Here is a 13,938-nt window from a genome sequence, read left to right as displayed (position 1 = left end):
CACCATGTCCGCGACCAACGGGACCTCCGGCATACCCCACTTCACCGGCGACGCGAGCCCCTACGGCGGGGGTGACCCGTACGCCGACTACCGCACCGCGGACTTTCCGTTCACGCAGTACGCGAACCTCGCCGCGCGCCAGCTCGGCGCCGGTGTGATCGCCGCGAACGACGAGTTCTTCGCCCAGCGCGAGAACCTTCTCGTGCCCGAGCGCGCCGAGTTCGACCCGGAGCACTTCGGCCACAAGGGCAAGATCATGGACGGCTGGGAGACCCGCCGCCGGCGCGGCGCGTCCGCCGAGCACCCGTGGCCCACGGAGGAGGACCACGACTGGGCCCTCGTCCGCCTCGGCGCCCCCGGCGTGATCGCCGGAGTCGTCGTCGACACCGCCCACTTCCGCGGCAACTACCCGCAGGCCGTCTCCGTCGAGGCCACCTCCGTCGAGGGCGCGCCCACGCCCGAGGAACTGCTCGCCGACGACGTGAAGTGGACGACGATCGTCCCGTGCACGGCAGTCGGCGGCCACGCCGCGAACGGCTTCGTCGTCGAATCGCCGCAGCGCTTCACGCACCTGCGCGTCAACCAGCACCCCGACGGCGGCATCGCCCGCCTCCGGGTCTACGGCGAGGTCCTCCCGGACCCGAAGTGGCTCGCCACGCTCGGCACCTTCGACGTCGTCGCGCTGGAGAACGGCGGCCGCGCCGAGGACGCCTCGAACCTCTTCTACTCGCCCGCCTCGAACACCATCCAGCCGGGCCGCTCCCGCAAGATGGACGACGGCTGGGAGACTCGGCGCCGCCGCGACACCGGCAACGACTGGATCCGCTACCAGCTCGTCGCCCAGTCGCAGATCCGCGCCCTGGAGATCGACACGGCGTACCTGAAGGGCAACAGCGCGGGCTGGGCGTCGCTTTCCGTGCGCGACGGTGAGGAAGGCGAGTGGGTCGAGGTCCTGCCCCGCACCCGCCTCCAGCCCGACACCAACCACCGCTTCGTCCTCGACACCCCGGCCGTCGGTACGCACGCGCGCATCGACATCTTCCCGGACGGCGGCATCTCGCGGCTGCGCCTGTTCGGCTCGCTCACCGACCAGGGCGCGTCTCAACTGGCGTCCCGCCACGCGGAGTTGGGCTCCTAGCCCGTACTCTGTTCGACTTGCGGGGCACACCGGCCTGACAGCACCGGTGTGCCCCGCATTCTTCTGTGCCGCCTTACGCGGCGTGCCCGCTTACGCGGCGTGCCCGCCGTCCACCGCGAACTCGGCGCCCGTCACGTACGAGGCGCCCTCGCCCGCCAGGTACGCGACCGTCGACGCCACCTCCTCCGCCGTGCCGTACCGGCCGAGCGCGGTGTCCGCGGCCTGGGCCTCGGCGTACGGCCCGTCGGCCGGGTTCATGTCGGTGTCCGTCGGACCCGGGTGCACGATGTTCGCGGTGATGCCGCGCCCGCCGAGCTCCCGCGCGAGCGCCTTCGTCAGACCGATCAGGGCCGACTTGCTCGTCGCGTAGAGCGTGCCGCCCGGACCCGGCACGTGCTGGGCCATGCACGAGCCGACGGTGACGATCCGGCCGCCTTCGGGGAGTCTGGCCGCCGCGGCCTGCGTGGTGAGGAAGACGCCGCGTACGTTCACGGCGAGCGCCCGGTCCACGTCCGCGAGGGAGAAGCCGTCCAGCGGCCCGAGCGCTCCGACGCCCACGTTGTTGACCAGCACGTCGATCCGGCCCAGCCCCGCCACCGTCCGCTCCACCGCCTCCGCCGCCTCGCCCGCGTCCGCCGAATCGGCCCGCACGGCGAGCCCGCGCCGCCCCAGCGCCTCGATCCGCCGCACCACCTCCTCGGCGGCGTCCTTGCCCTGTACGTAGGTGAGTGCCACGTCGAAGCCGTCGCGGGCGAGCCGCAGCGCCGTCGCCGCGCCGATGCCGCGGGAGCCGCCGGTTACGAGAGCCACCTCGCCGTTCATGTCGCCTCCTGTAGAGAGCGGATGTTGTGGCTTCAAGTACAGCGATCTACGGAGACGATGACTGGCGGCAAATGGACGTCGATGTCGGGACTCGTCGTATCGCTGTGGGAACCGCGGCGGAACCTTTTCGTCCGCCCCCGTCGTTGAACGGGACGTGACACTTCAGCAAGAGATCGTCGGCAACGCGATGCAGATGGCCGTGGTGACCCTCCGGCCCGGCCAGACCGTCTACTGCGAGGCGGGAAAGTTCCTGTTCAAGACGGCGAACGTGACGATGGAGACCCGGCTCTCCGGCCCCTCCCAGGGCGGCGGACAGCAGGCCCAGGGCGGCGGGGGCGGAGGCGGCGGCGCCGCGGGCATGCTGCGCCAGGCCATGGGCACCGCCATGCAGGTCGGCCAGCGCGCCCTCGCGGGCGAGTCGCTCGCCTTCCAGTACTTCACGTCGCAGGGCGGCGAGGGCACCGTGGGCTTCGCCGGGGTGCTGCCGGGGGAGATGCGCGCGCTCGAACTCGACGGTACGCGCGCGTGGTTCGCCGAGAAGGACGCCTTCGTGGCCGCCGAGTCGAGCGTCGACTTCGGCATCGCCTGGCAGGGCGGGCAGACCGGACGCAAGGGCGGCGAGGGCTTCGTCCTGGAGAAGTTCACCGGGCGCGGCACTGTGATCATCGCCGGCTCCGGCAACTTCATCGACCTGAACCCGGCGGACTTCGGCGGCCGCATCGAGGTCGACACCGGCTGCATCGTCGCCTTCGAGGAGGGCATCCAGTACGGCATCCAGCGCATCGGCGGCCTCAACCGCCAGGGCCTGATGAACGCGGTGTTCGGCGGCGAGGGCCTCAGCCTCGCGACGCTGGAGGGCAACGGCCGCGTCATCCTCCAGTCCATGACCATCGAGGGCCTGGCCAACGCCCTGAAGAAGGCGCAGGGCGGCGACAAGGAGGGCATGACGGGCGGCCTGTTCTCGACCCGGCAGGGCTGACGGGCACGCGCGCGGCTGACGGGCACGCGCGCGTGAGCCGAGTGCGCGATGAGTTCCGGGCGGTCCCGGGGTCGTCATGGGTGAAGCGTCCGCATCCGGCGTTCGCACCCACTGGCGCACCCACCGACGGAGCCCGCCATGAAGCTCACCCTCACCCAGCAGATCACCCTCGACGGCGTCATCCAGGCGCCGGGCGGCCCGGAGGAGGACCCCTCCGACGGGTTCCCGCACGGCGGCTGGTCGTTCCCGTTCTTCGACGAGGAGCTCGGCGCGTACAACGCCGAGCTCCTCGGCCGCGCCGACGCGTACCTCCTCGGCCGCCGCACGTACGACATCTTCGCCGCCTACTGGCCGCTCAGGACCGACCCCGCCGACACCATCGCGGGGCCCCTGAACAGCCGCCCCAAGTACGTCGCCAGCCGGACCCTGAAGAGCGCCGACTGGGCCGGTACGCAGATCATCGGCGGCTCCGACCTCGTCAAGGACGTCACCGCGCTCAAGGAGCGCCCCGGCGGCGAACTGCAGATCCACGGCAGCGCCGCACTCGCCGCGTTCCTGCTCGGCCACGGGCTCATCGACACCGTCCGCCTCCTGACCTGCCCGGTCGTCCTCGGCACCGGCAAGCGCCTGTTCACGGACCGCGTGCTGCCCGCGACCTTCCGCCTCGCCGAATCGCGCGCCTTCGCCAAGGGCGTGGTCTTCTCCACGTACGAACTGGCGGGCCGCCCCACGTACGGCACCTTCGAGTGAACTGGCGGAAAACAAGAGGGAGTTGGTGTTGACATGCGCACCTCTACGCGCGTCACACTGAGGGCATGAAGATTCCCCCACGCTTCATCGCCGCCTCAGCCGTCGCCGCCGCCCTCCTCCTGGGCGGCGGCTCCACCGCGATCGCCGCCCCGGCCCCGGCCCCGGCCGTCGCCTCCCACGCCGCCGTATCGGCCGCCGCCGTCGGCGACATCTGCTACTCCGCGCTGCCCGGCGAGGCGCACGACACCCTGGACCTCATCGAGCAGGGCGGACCGTACCCGTACGAGCAGGACGGCACGGTCTTCTCCAACCGGGAGGGCATCCTGCCCGACCAGTCGTCCGGCTACTACCACGAGTACACGGTGATCACGCCGGGCTCGGACGACCGCGGCGCCCGCCGCATCGTCACGGGAGAGTCGAACCAGGAGGACTACTACACGGCGGACCACTACGCCTCCTTCGACCTGGTCGACTACGACTGCTGACCGCCCCCCGGAGGGATCAGCCCTTCTTCTGGGCCTCGACGGCCGCGAACAGGGCGATCGCGAGCACGATCAGCGCGATGCTGCCGTAGACCTCGTGGCCGTCGAGGAACCCGACGCGCTCGATCAGACCCCAGCCGAGCAGGCCGGTGAGCGCGTGGAGGACGCCGACCGCGCCCTGGATCAGGGCGAAGGCCCCGACGACCTCGACGATCTGCAACCACTGCTTCTTGTTCATGCACAGGACTCTCGCCCCGCGGACCCCCCACGCACATCGGCCGCGGGGCGAGCCATGGGCGACGCCGGTCGCGCGTGGTGGCCGCGCGGTGCGACCAAAGTCGAGGGGCTCGGGACTTTGGTCGCGGAAACGGCGCTCGGTGCGGTGTGCGGCGCCCGGGGTGCGTAGATTTGTCGACCATGGAGGCAGTGCGGCAGTCCGGGACCCCGCAGCCGGCGGGCGGGCCCGCGCGGCGATGGCGCCGATGGCTGCTGCCCTCGGCCGTCGCCGACGAACTCGACCTGGACCCCGAGGGACGTCCCGGCCGCAGGCGGCGCACCGCACGTGACTGGATCGTCGACTTCAGCTGCTTCGGGATCGCCGTCTTCCTCGGCCTGATCTTCGCCGAGCAGGTCTGGGACGAACCGCACCTCGCGCCCGCCTTCGCCGTCCTCGACCAGGTGCTCGGCGCCGCCGCCTGCGCCGCGGTCTGGCTGCGCAGGCGCTGGCCGCTGGGGTACGCCGTCGCGATGATCCCGGTCGGCTTCCTGTCCAACACCGCGGGCGGCGCCGCCATGATCGCGGTGTTCACGCTCGCCGTGCACCGGCCGTTCCGCTACGTCGGCTGGGTGGCGGGCAGCTCCATCGCGCTCATCCCGGTGTTCTTCTGGCTGCGCCCCGACCCCGAGTCCTCGTACCTGCTCTCCGTCTCGTTCACCGTCATCATCACGATCACGGTCGTCGGCTGGGGCATGTTCGTACGCTCCCGGCGCCAGCTCCTGATGTCGCTGCGGGACCGCGCGCGGCGCGCCGAGACCGAGTCCGCGCTCCGCGCCGAGCAGGCGCAGCGGCTCGCCCGCGAGGACATCGCGCGCGAGATGCACGACGTGCTCGCCCACCGGCTGACGCTGCTGAGCGTGCACGCGGGCGCCCTGGAGTTCCGCCCCGACGCGCCCCGAGAAGAGATCGCGCGGGCCGCGGGCGTGATCCGCGAGAGCGCCCACGAAGCGCTTCAGGACCTGCGCGAGATCATCGGCGTGCTGCGCGCGGCCGACCACGGCGCGGAGTCCGGGCGGCCGCAGCCCACCCTCGCCGCCCTCGACACCCTGATCGCCGAGTCCCGCGAGGCCGGCATGAAGGTCGCCGTCGACACCCGCGTCCCCGATCCCAAGGCCGTGCCCGCCTCCACCGGACGCACCGCCTACCGCATCGCCCAGGAGGGCCTCACCAACGCCCGTAAGCACGCCCCCGGAGCCGAGGTCGCGGTCACCTTGGAGGGCGACGCGGGCGACGGGCTCACGATCACCGTCCGCAACCCGCCGCCACCCGGCGCGGTGCCGCACGTCCCCGGCTCGGGACAAGGCCTCATCGGCCTCACCGAACGCGCCACCCTCGCGGGCGGCCGGCTCACCCACGGCGCGGAACCGGACGGCGGCTTCGCGGTGCGGGCGTGGCTGCCGTGGCCGGAGTGACGGGTGGGCGTGGGACGTGATCGCCGCTCGCTACCGGGATTCATTCGCAGTGCTCCGGCCTTCAGGACTCTGCTGAGAATTCCGCGAATTGGGCTGTCAGGCCGCGAGTATGAGGGCTTCGAGGTGGGAGGTGCGGGTGCCGCCGAGCGGGGTGCCGGTCAGCCACCGGTCGATGCGGATGATGTTGATCGCGATGGCGGCGAAGACGTGACCGAGGCGGGTCGCGGGGAGGTTGCGGTAGCGGGTGCGGCGGAGGCCGGTGACGCGGACGGCCTGGGAGATCGTGCCTTCGACCCCGGCCCGAATCGCGTAACGGTCCTTCCACTCATCGGTCTCCTGGGCCTGGCGGACGGCTTCGAGGGCGGCCTCGTGCCGCTCGCGTGGCAGGATCGTGATGCCCCTGCCCCGACGGCCGGACGGGGGCTCGGTGCACGACGTCTGCTTCGGGCAAGGGCGGCAGTGCTCGGCAGAGAAGAACACCTTGAGGACCGGAGTGCCGTTGCGGTGGTGTTTCTGTTCCCACCACTCGAAACTTCGGTGCCCGCCTGGGCAGACGGCGCTCTCGTCATCCCAGTCGATGGTGAAGTCGGCGCGGGAGAAGCCCTGAGCCTCTCGGGACTGGCGACTGCTGTCGTGCGGGGCCGGGCCGAGCAGTTCCATGCCCCGCCCGGTCGCGGCCAGGAACAAGGCGGCAGTGGTGTAGCCGGCATCCACGACATGCACGTCCGGGAGCAACTCCCGCTCCGCGAGCGCCTGGTGGACCGGTTCGGTCATCTCCGTGTCGGCCACCACGGCGTCGGTGGTGGCCACCTGCGTGATCACGTGCGGCGCGTCCGGCTCACAAGTCTCGGTCAGATGCGCCTTGTAGCCGGTCCAGCCCGAGCCGCGCTTGATCCCGTAGCGGGCATCGGTGTCATAGGGCGAGCACAACCGGTGATGAACGGGCGGGAGATCCTTGCTCTCCCGCCAGCGCACCCCCTTTCCGTCGCGGTGGTACTGCTGGATCCAGGAGACCCGTAGGACCTGCACCGCCCCGATCTCGCGCAGCCAGTCGGGAGCCATGGGGGCGTAAGCCGCCTCCAGCAGGACGAATCCGTCTCGTCCGACCTGCTCAGACCACTGTTCACGGACCCCTTCGCCCTTGGGGAAGCGGTAGTCGTCCACGCGCGGCCCGTAGCGCTCGGCCCACTCGGCTGTGACCAGACCGGACAGCCATGCCGGGGCCGCGACCGCCAGCGCTTCCAGTGCAGCTCGCAGCGTCTCACCGACGAACTCCATCCGGTTCAGCGTCCGCACCGCCGCGAGCACGTGCGTGGAATCAGTCCGCTGCCGGCCACCGGCCTTGAGCAGGTCCAGTCCGCGCAGGCGTTCCAGCACCAGCTCCAGCGTCGTCTGTTCCAGTCCGTGCTCGATGAGACGCGAACGGAACAGGCTCAGTACGGAAGCGTCGAACCCGGGATCACCCAGTTCCAGGCCGAGCAGGAACTTCCAGTCAATCCGGGCCCGCACCTGGTCAGCGGCCTGCCGGTCGGTCAGCCCCTCCGCGTACTGCAACACCGACACCAAGGCCAACGCCCCTGGCGAGACAGCCGGGCGGCCCCGGACGGCGAACGCGCCGGCGAACGCCTCGTCCTCAAACAGAGCGCCCAACGCCTCCCGGATCCGCACCGCGAGCGTTCCCTTCGGGAACGCTGCCCGAACCACCCGGGCTGTCAGCTCCGGCACCCCCTGATCCGCCCGTGGCTCCAGCGACATCTCTCGGCCCTCCCGCCCACGACCACAACAACCATGGGGGCCAACGACCCAGCCCCGCTCGAATCACGCATTCCTCAGCAGAGTCCTTCAGGGCGGAGGTGAGGCGCATCCTTGGATTCCGGCGCGGAGCCCGGAGCGATGTGCCGCGCAGCGGCAAGGCTCACACCGGTCGCTGTTGATTCTCGATGTACTGACGTACGACGGTCAGTGGCGCGCCCCCGCAGCTTGATGCGAAGTAGGAGCCGGACCAGAAATGTCCACCCCATAGGTATCGGCGCACATGCGCGTCGTACTCCTTGCGCAGGTAGCGGGAGGAGACGCCCTTGAGGGAGTTGACCAGCTTGGACAGCTGGACCTTCGGTGGGTAGTGCACGAGGAGATGGACGTGGTCCTCCTCGCCGTTGAACTGCCTCAGCTCGGCCTCGAAGTCCTCGCAGACCTCCCGCATGACCTCCTCGCACCGCGTCAGCATCTCGTCCGTGAAGGCTCTGCGCCGGTATTTGGTGACGAAGACCAAATGGACATGAAGGTTGTGGACCACGTGACGTCCCGTACGCACGTCCGGATTCGGAGTCCATCGTGGTGACATAAACCGAATGCTAACGTAGCCGCATGAGCGATGAATTGGTGGGTGTGAAGCGGCAGTTCGGGCACCGCGCCCGACTGGCGCTGACCCCTGGCCAGGTCGCGCTCATGGACGGTCAGGCGCACGCGGCCCGCACCATGTGGAACTGCCTGCACGACTTCTGGACGATGCTCCCCAAGGCCAAGCGCACCCTGGTGGCGGCCGACACCGCGATCCGCGAGGCCCGCCAGGAAATCGACTGGATGGGCGTTCTGCCCGCGCAGGCCGCGCAGGCGGTGTTGAAGGACTACTTCGCCGCGTGGAAGAACTGCTGGCAGGGCCGGGCCCAGGCACCCACCTTCAAGGCCCGCCACCGCACGGTCATGAGTGTGGACATCCCTCAGGGCCGGGACCTTCAGATCCAGCGGGTCCACCGCCGGTGGGGCATGGTCAACATCCCCAAGCTCGGCCGGGTGAAGTTCCGCTGGACCAAGGACCTGCCCGTCGGCAAACGCGCCGACAAGCACCACCGGATAACCGGAGCCCGCCTGATCAAGGACGCCCTGGGCTGGCACATCGCCTTCCGCATCCAGACCATCGAGCCCGCACCGGACCCGCACCCCGGTGCAGAGGTCGGCATCGATGCCGGGGTCAACCTGCCCCTGGCCCTGTCCGACGGCAACCACCAGGACCACGGCCGCCCGCCCCGCCTCGCCGACGGCAGCGCGGACCGCGACAAGTGGCTCAATCCTGATGAGAAGGTCAGGCTCCTGGCCCTGGAACGGAAGGCGGCCCGGCAAAAGCAGCACCGCAAACGCGGCGAGAAGACCTCCCAGCGTCTGCACCGCACCTACGACCAGATCCGACAGCTCCGCGCTACAGCCACGCGCCGCGCTGTGGACTGGCAGCACAAGGCCACCACCGCCCTCGCGAGCGCGTACGGCACCCTCGTGGTCGAACACCTCAACATCCCGAACATGACCCGCTCCGCCCGCGGCACCGTCACCGAACCGGGCACGGGTGTCGCGCAGAAGTCCGGCCTCAACCGCTCCATCGCCCAAGAGGCCTGGGGACGGACCGTGCGACAGCTGGAGTACAAGACCACCCGCCTGGGCGGGCGCCTGTACAAGGTCCCCGCCCCCGGCACCTCGCTGCGCTGCCATCGGTGCGGGACGACCACGCCGGGCAGCCGGGAGTCGCAGGCCGTGTTCGCGTGCAACAACCCCGAGTGCGGATGGACCGGGAACGCCGATCTGAATGCGGCGCGGAACATCCTGCACCGGTATCGGATGGGCCACGTGCTTGTCCCGGCTGCCGGGAGGGCAGTCGCAAGACGCGCATCACGAGGCGTCAAGCCCGCCACCGCAAGGTAGGCAGGAATCTCCCTCGTTCACGAGGGAGAGCACTTCAAATGAGCCTCCCCACGGTCAAGGCCCACGTCTCCCGCATCATGACCAGACTCGACCTCAACAACCGCGTCCAACTCGCCCTCCTCACCCACGACGCGGGCCTACTGGACGACTGAGCGCGCACAATGAAGCCCCAGCTACGGGTACGCGACTATCAAGCCTGTGGGGCGACTGAGGGCGCACGATTAAGCTCCGGTGGCGGGTGCGCAACCATCAAGCCCGCGGGGCGGGTGAGCACAATCAAGCCCCAGCGACGGGTGAGCAAAATCAAGCCCGCGGGGCGAGTGAGTGTCTGCAAGCCCCTGCGGCGGGTGAGCAAATTCAAGCTCGCGGGGCGAGTGAGTATCTGCAAGCCCCAGCGGCGGGTGAGCAATATCAAGCCCCTGCGGCGATTGAGCAGCGGGGTCCGGGGCAGAGCCCCGAGACGTGAGGAACGGGAGGCCGGACGACTCCGGCGACGGGAGGCACGGTATGACCGACACCAACGACATCGTCGACCTAGGAGAACTCGCAGGCGGCGCCGCAAACTTCTACGCCAACCCCTACCAGGTCTACGACCAGTTGCGCACCCACGGCCCGGTCCACCACATCCGCACACCCGGCCCCGGCCCCACCGAAGACGTCTGGCTCATCGTCGGCCACGAGGCCGCCCGCACCGCGTTCACCGACCCCCGCCTCGTCAAGAGCCCACCGTGGGGCCTGGACGACGACCTGATCGGCCTGCACCTCCTCTTCGCCGACCCACCGGAGCACGGCCGCCTCCGCTCCCTGGTCACACGGGAGTTCACCCCGCGCCGCGTCGCGGCCCTCGCCCCACGCATCCAGAAGCTCACGGACGGGCTGCTCGACGACATGGCGCCGCGCGGCAGCGCCGACCTGATCGCCGCCCTCGCCTTCCCGCTCCCCTTCGCGGTGATCTGCGAACTGCTCGGCGTCCCCGACATCGACCGCGAGCGCTTCCGCCGCATGTCGACCCAGGTCGTGGCGCCGACCAGCGCCGAAGCGTCCTACGACGTACACGTCGAACTCCGCTCCTTCCTCGACGAGTTGATCGCCGACAAGCGCGACACGGCCGGCGGCGCGGACGACCTCCTGAGCGCGCTCATCCGGACGACGGCCGAGGGCGGCGACCGCCTCTCGCCCAGCGAACTGCGCGCCATGGCTTACCTCCTCCTCGTCGCCGGCCACGAAACCACCGTCAACCTGATCGGCAGCGGCGTCCGCGCCCTCCTCCAGCACCCGGACCAACTCGCCGCCCTGCGCGCCGACATGGGCCTCCTGGATGGCGCCGTCGAGGAGATGCTGCGCTACGACGGCCCGATCGAGAACGCCACCCACCGCTTCGCCGCGGAACCGGTCGACATCGACGGCACGGTCATCCCGGCGGGCGAACCGGTGCTCATCGGCATCGCCTCCGCGAGCCACGACCCGCAGCGCGTCCCGGCCCCCGACACCTTCGACATCCGCCGCGACTCCCGCGGCCACATGGCCTTCGGCCACGGCATCCACTTCTGCCTCGGCGCCCCGCTCGCCCGCCTGGAGGGCCGCATCGCGATCCGCTCCCTCCTGGAGCGCTGCCCCGGCCTGACCCTCGACGAGGAGCCGGACACCTGGATGCCGGGCCTCCTCATCCGCGGCACTCGCACCCTGCCCGTACGCTGGTGATCGATTTCGCCGGACCGGACACCGCGCCGACCGGACCACCGCCCCGTGCGCGCAGGAGAGCCGCCATGACCGAGTCGACCCCGCCCGCCTTCGACCTCGGTATGGCCCAAAAGGCCCTGGAGTCACAGCCGTTCAGCAGGCTCCTGCAAGCGCGGATCACCCGGTTCGACGCCGGCGTGGCCACCCTTGAGCTGGACATACGCCCCGAACTGCAGCAGCAGAACGGGTTCGTGCACGGCGGCGTCCTCTCCTACGCCGCCGACAACGCGCTGACGTTCGCGGCGGGCTCCGCCCTCGGCCCGTCCGTCCTCACGTCGGGCTTCTCCATCCAGTACGTCCGCCCCGCCCGGGGCGCGACCCTGGTGGCCAGCGCCGAGGTGGTGAACGCGGGCCGCCGCCAGGCGGTGGTGCGCGTCGACCTGACGACGACGGACGGCGAGGGCGGCGAGCCGACGCTGTGCGCGGTGGCGCAGGGCACGGTCCTCACGGTGTGACGCGGGGCCGGGCCCACCCGCCGTACGACAGGCCGGGCCCACCCGCCGTACAAGAAGCCGGGCTCCCCGCCGTACGGCAGGCCAGTCCTACGCCCGCCGCTCGCCTCCGGCGATCTCCGCCATCCGCACCACCCGCCGCTCGGCCCGCGACACCTCGCACGCCTCCGCGACCCGCAGTGCCCGCAGGGCCTCCCAGCCGTCGCACGGGTTCTCCCGCTCGCCGCGGACGACATCCACGAAGGCCTTCAGCTCGGCCTCGTACGCGGGGGAGAACCGTTCAAGGAAGCCGGGCCACGGCTTCGTGGCGGCGGGTGGGCCCGCCGGTTCCGTGGAGGTGACCGGGGTCCGGTCGTCGAGGCCGACGACGACCGTGTCCCGGTCCCCGGAGAGCTCCATGCGCACGTCGTAGCCGGCGCCGTTGCAGCGCGTCGAGGTGGCGGTGACCAGCGTCCCGTCGTCGAGGGTCAGCAGCGCCGCCGCGGTGTCCACGTCCCCGGCCTCCCGGAACATGGCAGGTCCGGCGTCGGACCCGGTCGCGTACACGTCGACGACCTCGCGCCCGGTCACCCACCGAACCATGTCGAAGTCGTGGATCAGGCAGTCCCGGTAGAGCCCGCCGGACAGCGGCAGATACGCGGCCGGGGGCGGCGCCGGGTCGGACGTCGTCGCCCGCACCGTGTGCACCCGGCCGAGCCGCCCCTCCCGCAGCGCCGCCCGCGCGGCCGTGTACCCGGCGTCGAAGCGGCGCTGGAAGCCGAGCTGGAGCACCGTGCCCGCCGCCTCGACCTCCGCGAGCGCGGCGAGTGTGCCCGGCAGGTCGAGGGCGATCGGCTTCTCGCAGAAGACCGGGAGCCCGGCGCGTGCGGCGCGGCCGATCAGTTCGGCGTGGGCCGAGGTGGCGGCGGTGATGACGAGGGCGTCCACGCCCCACTTGAAGATCTCGTCGACGCTGGGCGCGGCCGTCGCGCCGATGCGGTCGGCGAGCTCCGCCGCGCGCGAGGGCTCCGCGTCGGTGACGAGGAGCGAGCCGACCTCTCGGTAGCGCTCGAGTACGCCTGCGTGGAACGTGCCGATGCGGCCGGTGCCGATGAGTCCGATGCGCATGGTGTCCCACGGTGCCGGGGGACGGGGTGGGTGTCAATCGTTTGTCCTGACAAAGGCCGTGGGTGTCACGTCGCGGGGCGCTGCCCCGGACCCCGCGCCTCAAGCGCCGGCGGGGCTGGAAAGACCGGGGCGCTGCCCCGGACCCCGCTGCTCAATCGCCGCAGGGGCTTGAATGGGTCACCCGGCCGCAGGGGCTTGATGTGCACCGTAGCTTTCATGTCCGGACAACCGGACCTCTGGACTTCCGGACTTCCGGACTTCCCGTCATCATCTCCCGCCGCTAACCTCACCACCGTGGCCAAACCCCTCGCCGACCCGACCGTCGACCTCGCGCTCAGCGTCGACCGCAGCAGTCCGGTCCCGCTGTATTTCCAGCTGGCCCAGCAGTTGGAGGCGGCGATCGAGCGCGGGGCGTTGACGCCGGGGAGTCTGCTGGGGAACGAGATCGAGTTGGCGGGGCGGCTCGGGCTCTCCCGGCCCACCGTGCGGCAGGCCATCCAGTCGCTCGTCGACAAGGGGCTGCTCGTGCGGCGTCGCGGCGTCGGCACGCAGGTCGTGCACAGCCAGGTCAAGCGGCCCCTCGAACTGTCCAGCCTGTACGACGACTTGGAGGCCGCCGGGCAGCGGCCCGAGACCCGCGTCGTCGCCAACACGCTCGTCCCCGCCTCCGCAGAGGTGGCCGCCGCGCTCGGTGTCGCGGAGGGCGAGGAGGTGCACCGCGTCGAGCGGCTGCGGCTCGCGCACGGCGAACCGGTGGCGTACCTGTGCAACCACCTGCCCACCGGGCTGCTCGCCCTGGAGGACGAGCGGCTCACGGCGACCGGCCTCTACCGGCTGATGCGGGCCGCGGGCATCAGCCTGCACAGCGCCCGCCAGTCCGTCGGCGCCCGCGCCGCCACCGCCGTCGAGGCCGAACGCCTGGGGGAGAAGGAGGGCGCGCCGCTGCTCACCATGCAGCGCACGACGTACGACGACACGGGCCGCGCGGTCGAGTTCGGCTCGCACACGTACCGGGCCTCGCGCTACTCCTTCGAGTTCCAACTCCTCGTACGCTCCTGAGAGTTGAGACCCGTACGTGGTCCGAAT

15 protein-coding genes are annotated in these 13,938 nt (G+C 71.0%); 10 read left to right on the top strand and 5 right to left on the bottom strand.

Annotated features, from left to right (window positions below; all coding sequences use genetic code 11):
- Positions 1 to 4: 4 nt before the first annotated feature.
- Complete coding sequence (gene alc, locus RBJ65_RS08750) at positions 5 to 1,138, top strand: allantoicase (protein ID WP_306316213.1); 1,134 nt, start codon at positions 5 to 7, stop codon at positions 1,136 to 1,138.
- A gap of 90 nt (positions 1,139 to 1,228) precedes the next feature.
- Here the strand turns inward: alc and RBJ65_RS08745 are convergent, their stop codons facing one another.
- Entirely contained in the window at positions 1,229 to 1,960 is a 732-nt protein-coding gene (locus RBJ65_RS08745; RefSeq protein WP_306316214.1) for a 3-oxoacyl-ACP reductase family protein, read from the bottom strand.
- A 154-nt stretch (positions 1,961 to 2,114) separates the two neighbouring features.
- Between RBJ65_RS08745 and RBJ65_RS08740 the strand changes: the two genes are divergently transcribed.
- The 3 genes from RBJ65_RS08740 (at position 2,115) to RBJ65_RS08730 (ending at position 4,174) form a co-directional block, all read left to right on the top strand.
- Complete coding sequence (locus tag RBJ65_RS08740) at positions 2,115 to 2,939, top strand: AIM24 family protein (protein ID WP_306316215.1); 825 nt, start codon at positions 2,115 to 2,117, stop codon at positions 2,937 to 2,939.
- Positions 2,940 to 3,077: 138 nt separating this feature from the next.
- On the top strand, positions 3,078 to 3,689 hold the full coding sequence (locus tag RBJ65_RS08735) for a dihydrofolate reductase family protein (protein ID WP_306316216.1): 612 nt from the start codon (positions 3,078 to 3,080) through the stop codon (positions 3,687 to 3,689).
- 65 nt (positions 3,690 to 3,754) lie between these two features.
- Entirely contained in the window at positions 3,755 to 4,174 is a 420-nt protein-coding gene (locus RBJ65_RS08730; RefSeq protein ID WP_306316217.1) for a ribonuclease, read from the top strand.
- Between the two features lie 16 nt (positions 4,175 to 4,190).
- On the opposite strand, the gene RBJ65_RS08725 is transcribed toward RBJ65_RS08730, so the two are convergent.
- The gene (locus RBJ65_RS08725; RefSeq protein ID WP_306316218.1) at positions 4,191 to 4,409 is read right to left on the bottom strand and encodes a hypothetical protein; all 219 of its coding nucleotides are present in this window, start codon (positions 4,407 to 4,409) and stop codon (positions 4,191 to 4,193) included.
- Positions 4,410 to 4,588: 179 nt separating this feature from the next.
- Between RBJ65_RS08725 and RBJ65_RS08720 the strand changes: the two genes are divergently transcribed.
- Positions 4,589 to 5,860, top strand: coding sequence for a sensor histidine kinase (locus tag RBJ65_RS08720; RefSeq protein WP_306316219.1), 1,272 nt, complete (start codon positions 4,589 to 4,591; stop codon positions 5,858 to 5,860).
- 96 nt (positions 5,861 to 5,956) lie between these two features.
- Here the strand turns inward: RBJ65_RS08720 and RBJ65_RS08715 are convergent, their stop codons facing one another.
- Both RBJ65_RS08715 and tnpA read right to left on the bottom strand, forming a co-directional pair.
- Positions 5,957 to 7,615, bottom strand: coding sequence for an IS1182 family transposase (locus tag RBJ65_RS08715; RefSeq protein ID WP_306316220.1), 1,659 nt, complete (start codon positions 7,613 to 7,615; stop codon positions 5,957 to 5,959).
- Between the two features lie 160 nt (positions 7,616 to 7,775).
- Positions 7,776 to 8,204, bottom strand: coding sequence for an IS200/IS605 family transposase (tnpA, locus tag RBJ65_RS08710; RefSeq protein ID WP_306316222.1), 429 nt, complete (start codon positions 8,202 to 8,204; stop codon positions 7,776 to 7,778).
- 23 nt (positions 8,205 to 8,227) lie between these two features.
- Between tnpA and RBJ65_RS08705 the strand changes: the two genes are divergently transcribed.
- From RBJ65_RS08705 to RBJ65_RS08690, 4 genes are all read left to right on the top strand, one after another.
- Positions 8,228 to 9,553 carry a transposase gene (locus RBJ65_RS08705; protein ID WP_306316223.1) on the top strand — a complete coding sequence of 442 codons (1,326 nt, stop codon included), beginning with the start codon at positions 8,228 to 8,230 and terminating at the stop codon, positions 9,551 to 9,553.
- 38 nt (positions 9,554 to 9,591) lie between these two features.
- A complete protein-coding gene (locus RBJ65_RS08700; RefSeq protein WP_372341161.1) occupies positions 9,592 to 9,705 on the top strand; it encodes a LuxR C-terminal-related transcriptional regulator in 114 nt (37 codons plus the stop codon).
- 355 nt (positions 9,706 to 10,060) lie between these two features.
- Positions 10,061 to 11,254: a cytochrome P450 gene (locus tag RBJ65_RS08695; RefSeq protein WP_306316224.1), complete on the top strand. Its 1,194-nt coding sequence runs from the start codon at positions 10,061 to 10,063 to the stop codon at positions 11,252 to 11,254.
- 65 nt (positions 11,255 to 11,319) lie between these two features.
- On the top strand, positions 11,320 to 11,748 hold the full coding sequence (locus RBJ65_RS08690; RefSeq protein ID WP_306316225.1) for a PaaI family thioesterase: 429 nt from the start codon (positions 11,320 to 11,322) through the stop codon (positions 11,746 to 11,748).
- 87 nt (positions 11,749 to 11,835) lie between these two features.
- Here RBJ65_RS08690 and RBJ65_RS08685 read toward each other — a convergent pair whose 3' ends face one another.
- Positions 11,836 to 12,852: a Gfo/Idh/MocA family oxidoreductase gene (locus RBJ65_RS08685; protein WP_306316226.1), complete on the bottom strand. Its 1,017-nt coding sequence runs from the start codon at positions 12,850 to 12,852 to the stop codon at positions 11,836 to 11,838.
- Between the two features lie 294 nt (positions 12,853 to 13,146).
- Here RBJ65_RS08685 and RBJ65_RS08680 point away from each other — a divergent pair, with 294 nt between their 5' ends.
- Positions 13,147 to 13,911: a GntR family transcriptional regulator gene (locus tag RBJ65_RS08680; RefSeq protein WP_306316227.1), complete on the top strand. Its 765-nt coding sequence runs from the start codon at positions 13,147 to 13,149 to the stop codon at positions 13,909 to 13,911.
- Positions 13,912 to 13,938 lie beyond the last annotated feature (27 nt).

The organism is Streptomyces sp. KL109B (assembly GCF_030766935.1).
In the GTDB taxonomy this organism is placed as follows: Bacteria; Actinomycetota; Actinomycetes; order Streptomycetales; family Streptomycetaceae; genus Streptomyces.
The sequence above is the reverse complement of the archived record's forward strand: the minus strand, read 5'-3'. Positions and strand labels throughout refer to the sequence as shown.

Coding starts and splice junctions, on each gene's coding strand:
- alc (WP_306316213.1), top strand. CDS start 5: ATGTCCGCGACCAACGGGACCTCCGGCATACCCCACTTCACCGGCGAC.
- RBJ65_RS08745 (WP_306316214.1), bottom strand. CDS start 1,960: ATGAACGGCGAGGTGGCTCTCGTAACCGGCGGCTCCCGCGGCATCGGC.
- RBJ65_RS08735 (WP_306316216.1), top strand. CDS start 3,078: ATGAAGCTCACCCTCACCCAGCAGATCACCCTCGACGGCGTCATCCAG.
- RBJ65_RS08730 (WP_306316217.1), top strand. CDS start 3,755: ATGAAGATTCCCCCACGCTTCATCGCCGCCTCAGCCGTCGCCGCCGCC.
- RBJ65_RS08725 (WP_306316218.1), bottom strand. CDS start 4,409: ATGAACAAGAAGCAGTGGTTGCAGATCGTCGAGGTCGTCGGGGCCTTC.
- RBJ65_RS08720 (WP_306316219.1), top strand. CDS start 4,589: ATGGAGGCAGTGCGGCAGTCCGGGACCCCGCAGCCGGCGGGCGGGCCC.
- RBJ65_RS08715 (WP_306316220.1), bottom strand. CDS start 7,615: ATGTCGCTGGAGCCACGGGCGGATCAGGGGGTGCCGGAGCTGACAGCC.
- tnpA (WP_306316222.1), bottom strand. CDS start 8,204: ATGTCACCACGATGGACTCCGAATCCGGACGTGCGTACGGGACGTCAC.
- RBJ65_RS08705 (WP_306316223.1), top strand. CDS start 8,228: ATGAGCGATGAATTGGTGGGTGTGAAGCGGCAGTTCGGGCACCGCGCC.
- RBJ65_RS08700 (WP_372341161.1), top strand. CDS start 9,592: ATGAGCCTCCCCACGGTCAAGGCCCACGTCTCCCGCATCATGACCAGA.
- RBJ65_RS08695 (WP_306316224.1), top strand. CDS start 10,061: ATGACCGACACCAACGACATCGTCGACCTAGGAGAACTCGCAGGCGGC.
- RBJ65_RS08690 (WP_306316225.1), top strand. CDS start 11,320: ATGACCGAGTCGACCCCGCCCGCCTTCGACCTCGGTATGGCCCAAAAG.
- RBJ65_RS08685 (WP_306316226.1), bottom strand. CDS start 12,852: ATGCGCATCGGACTCATCGGCACCGGCCGCATCGGCACGTTCCACGCA.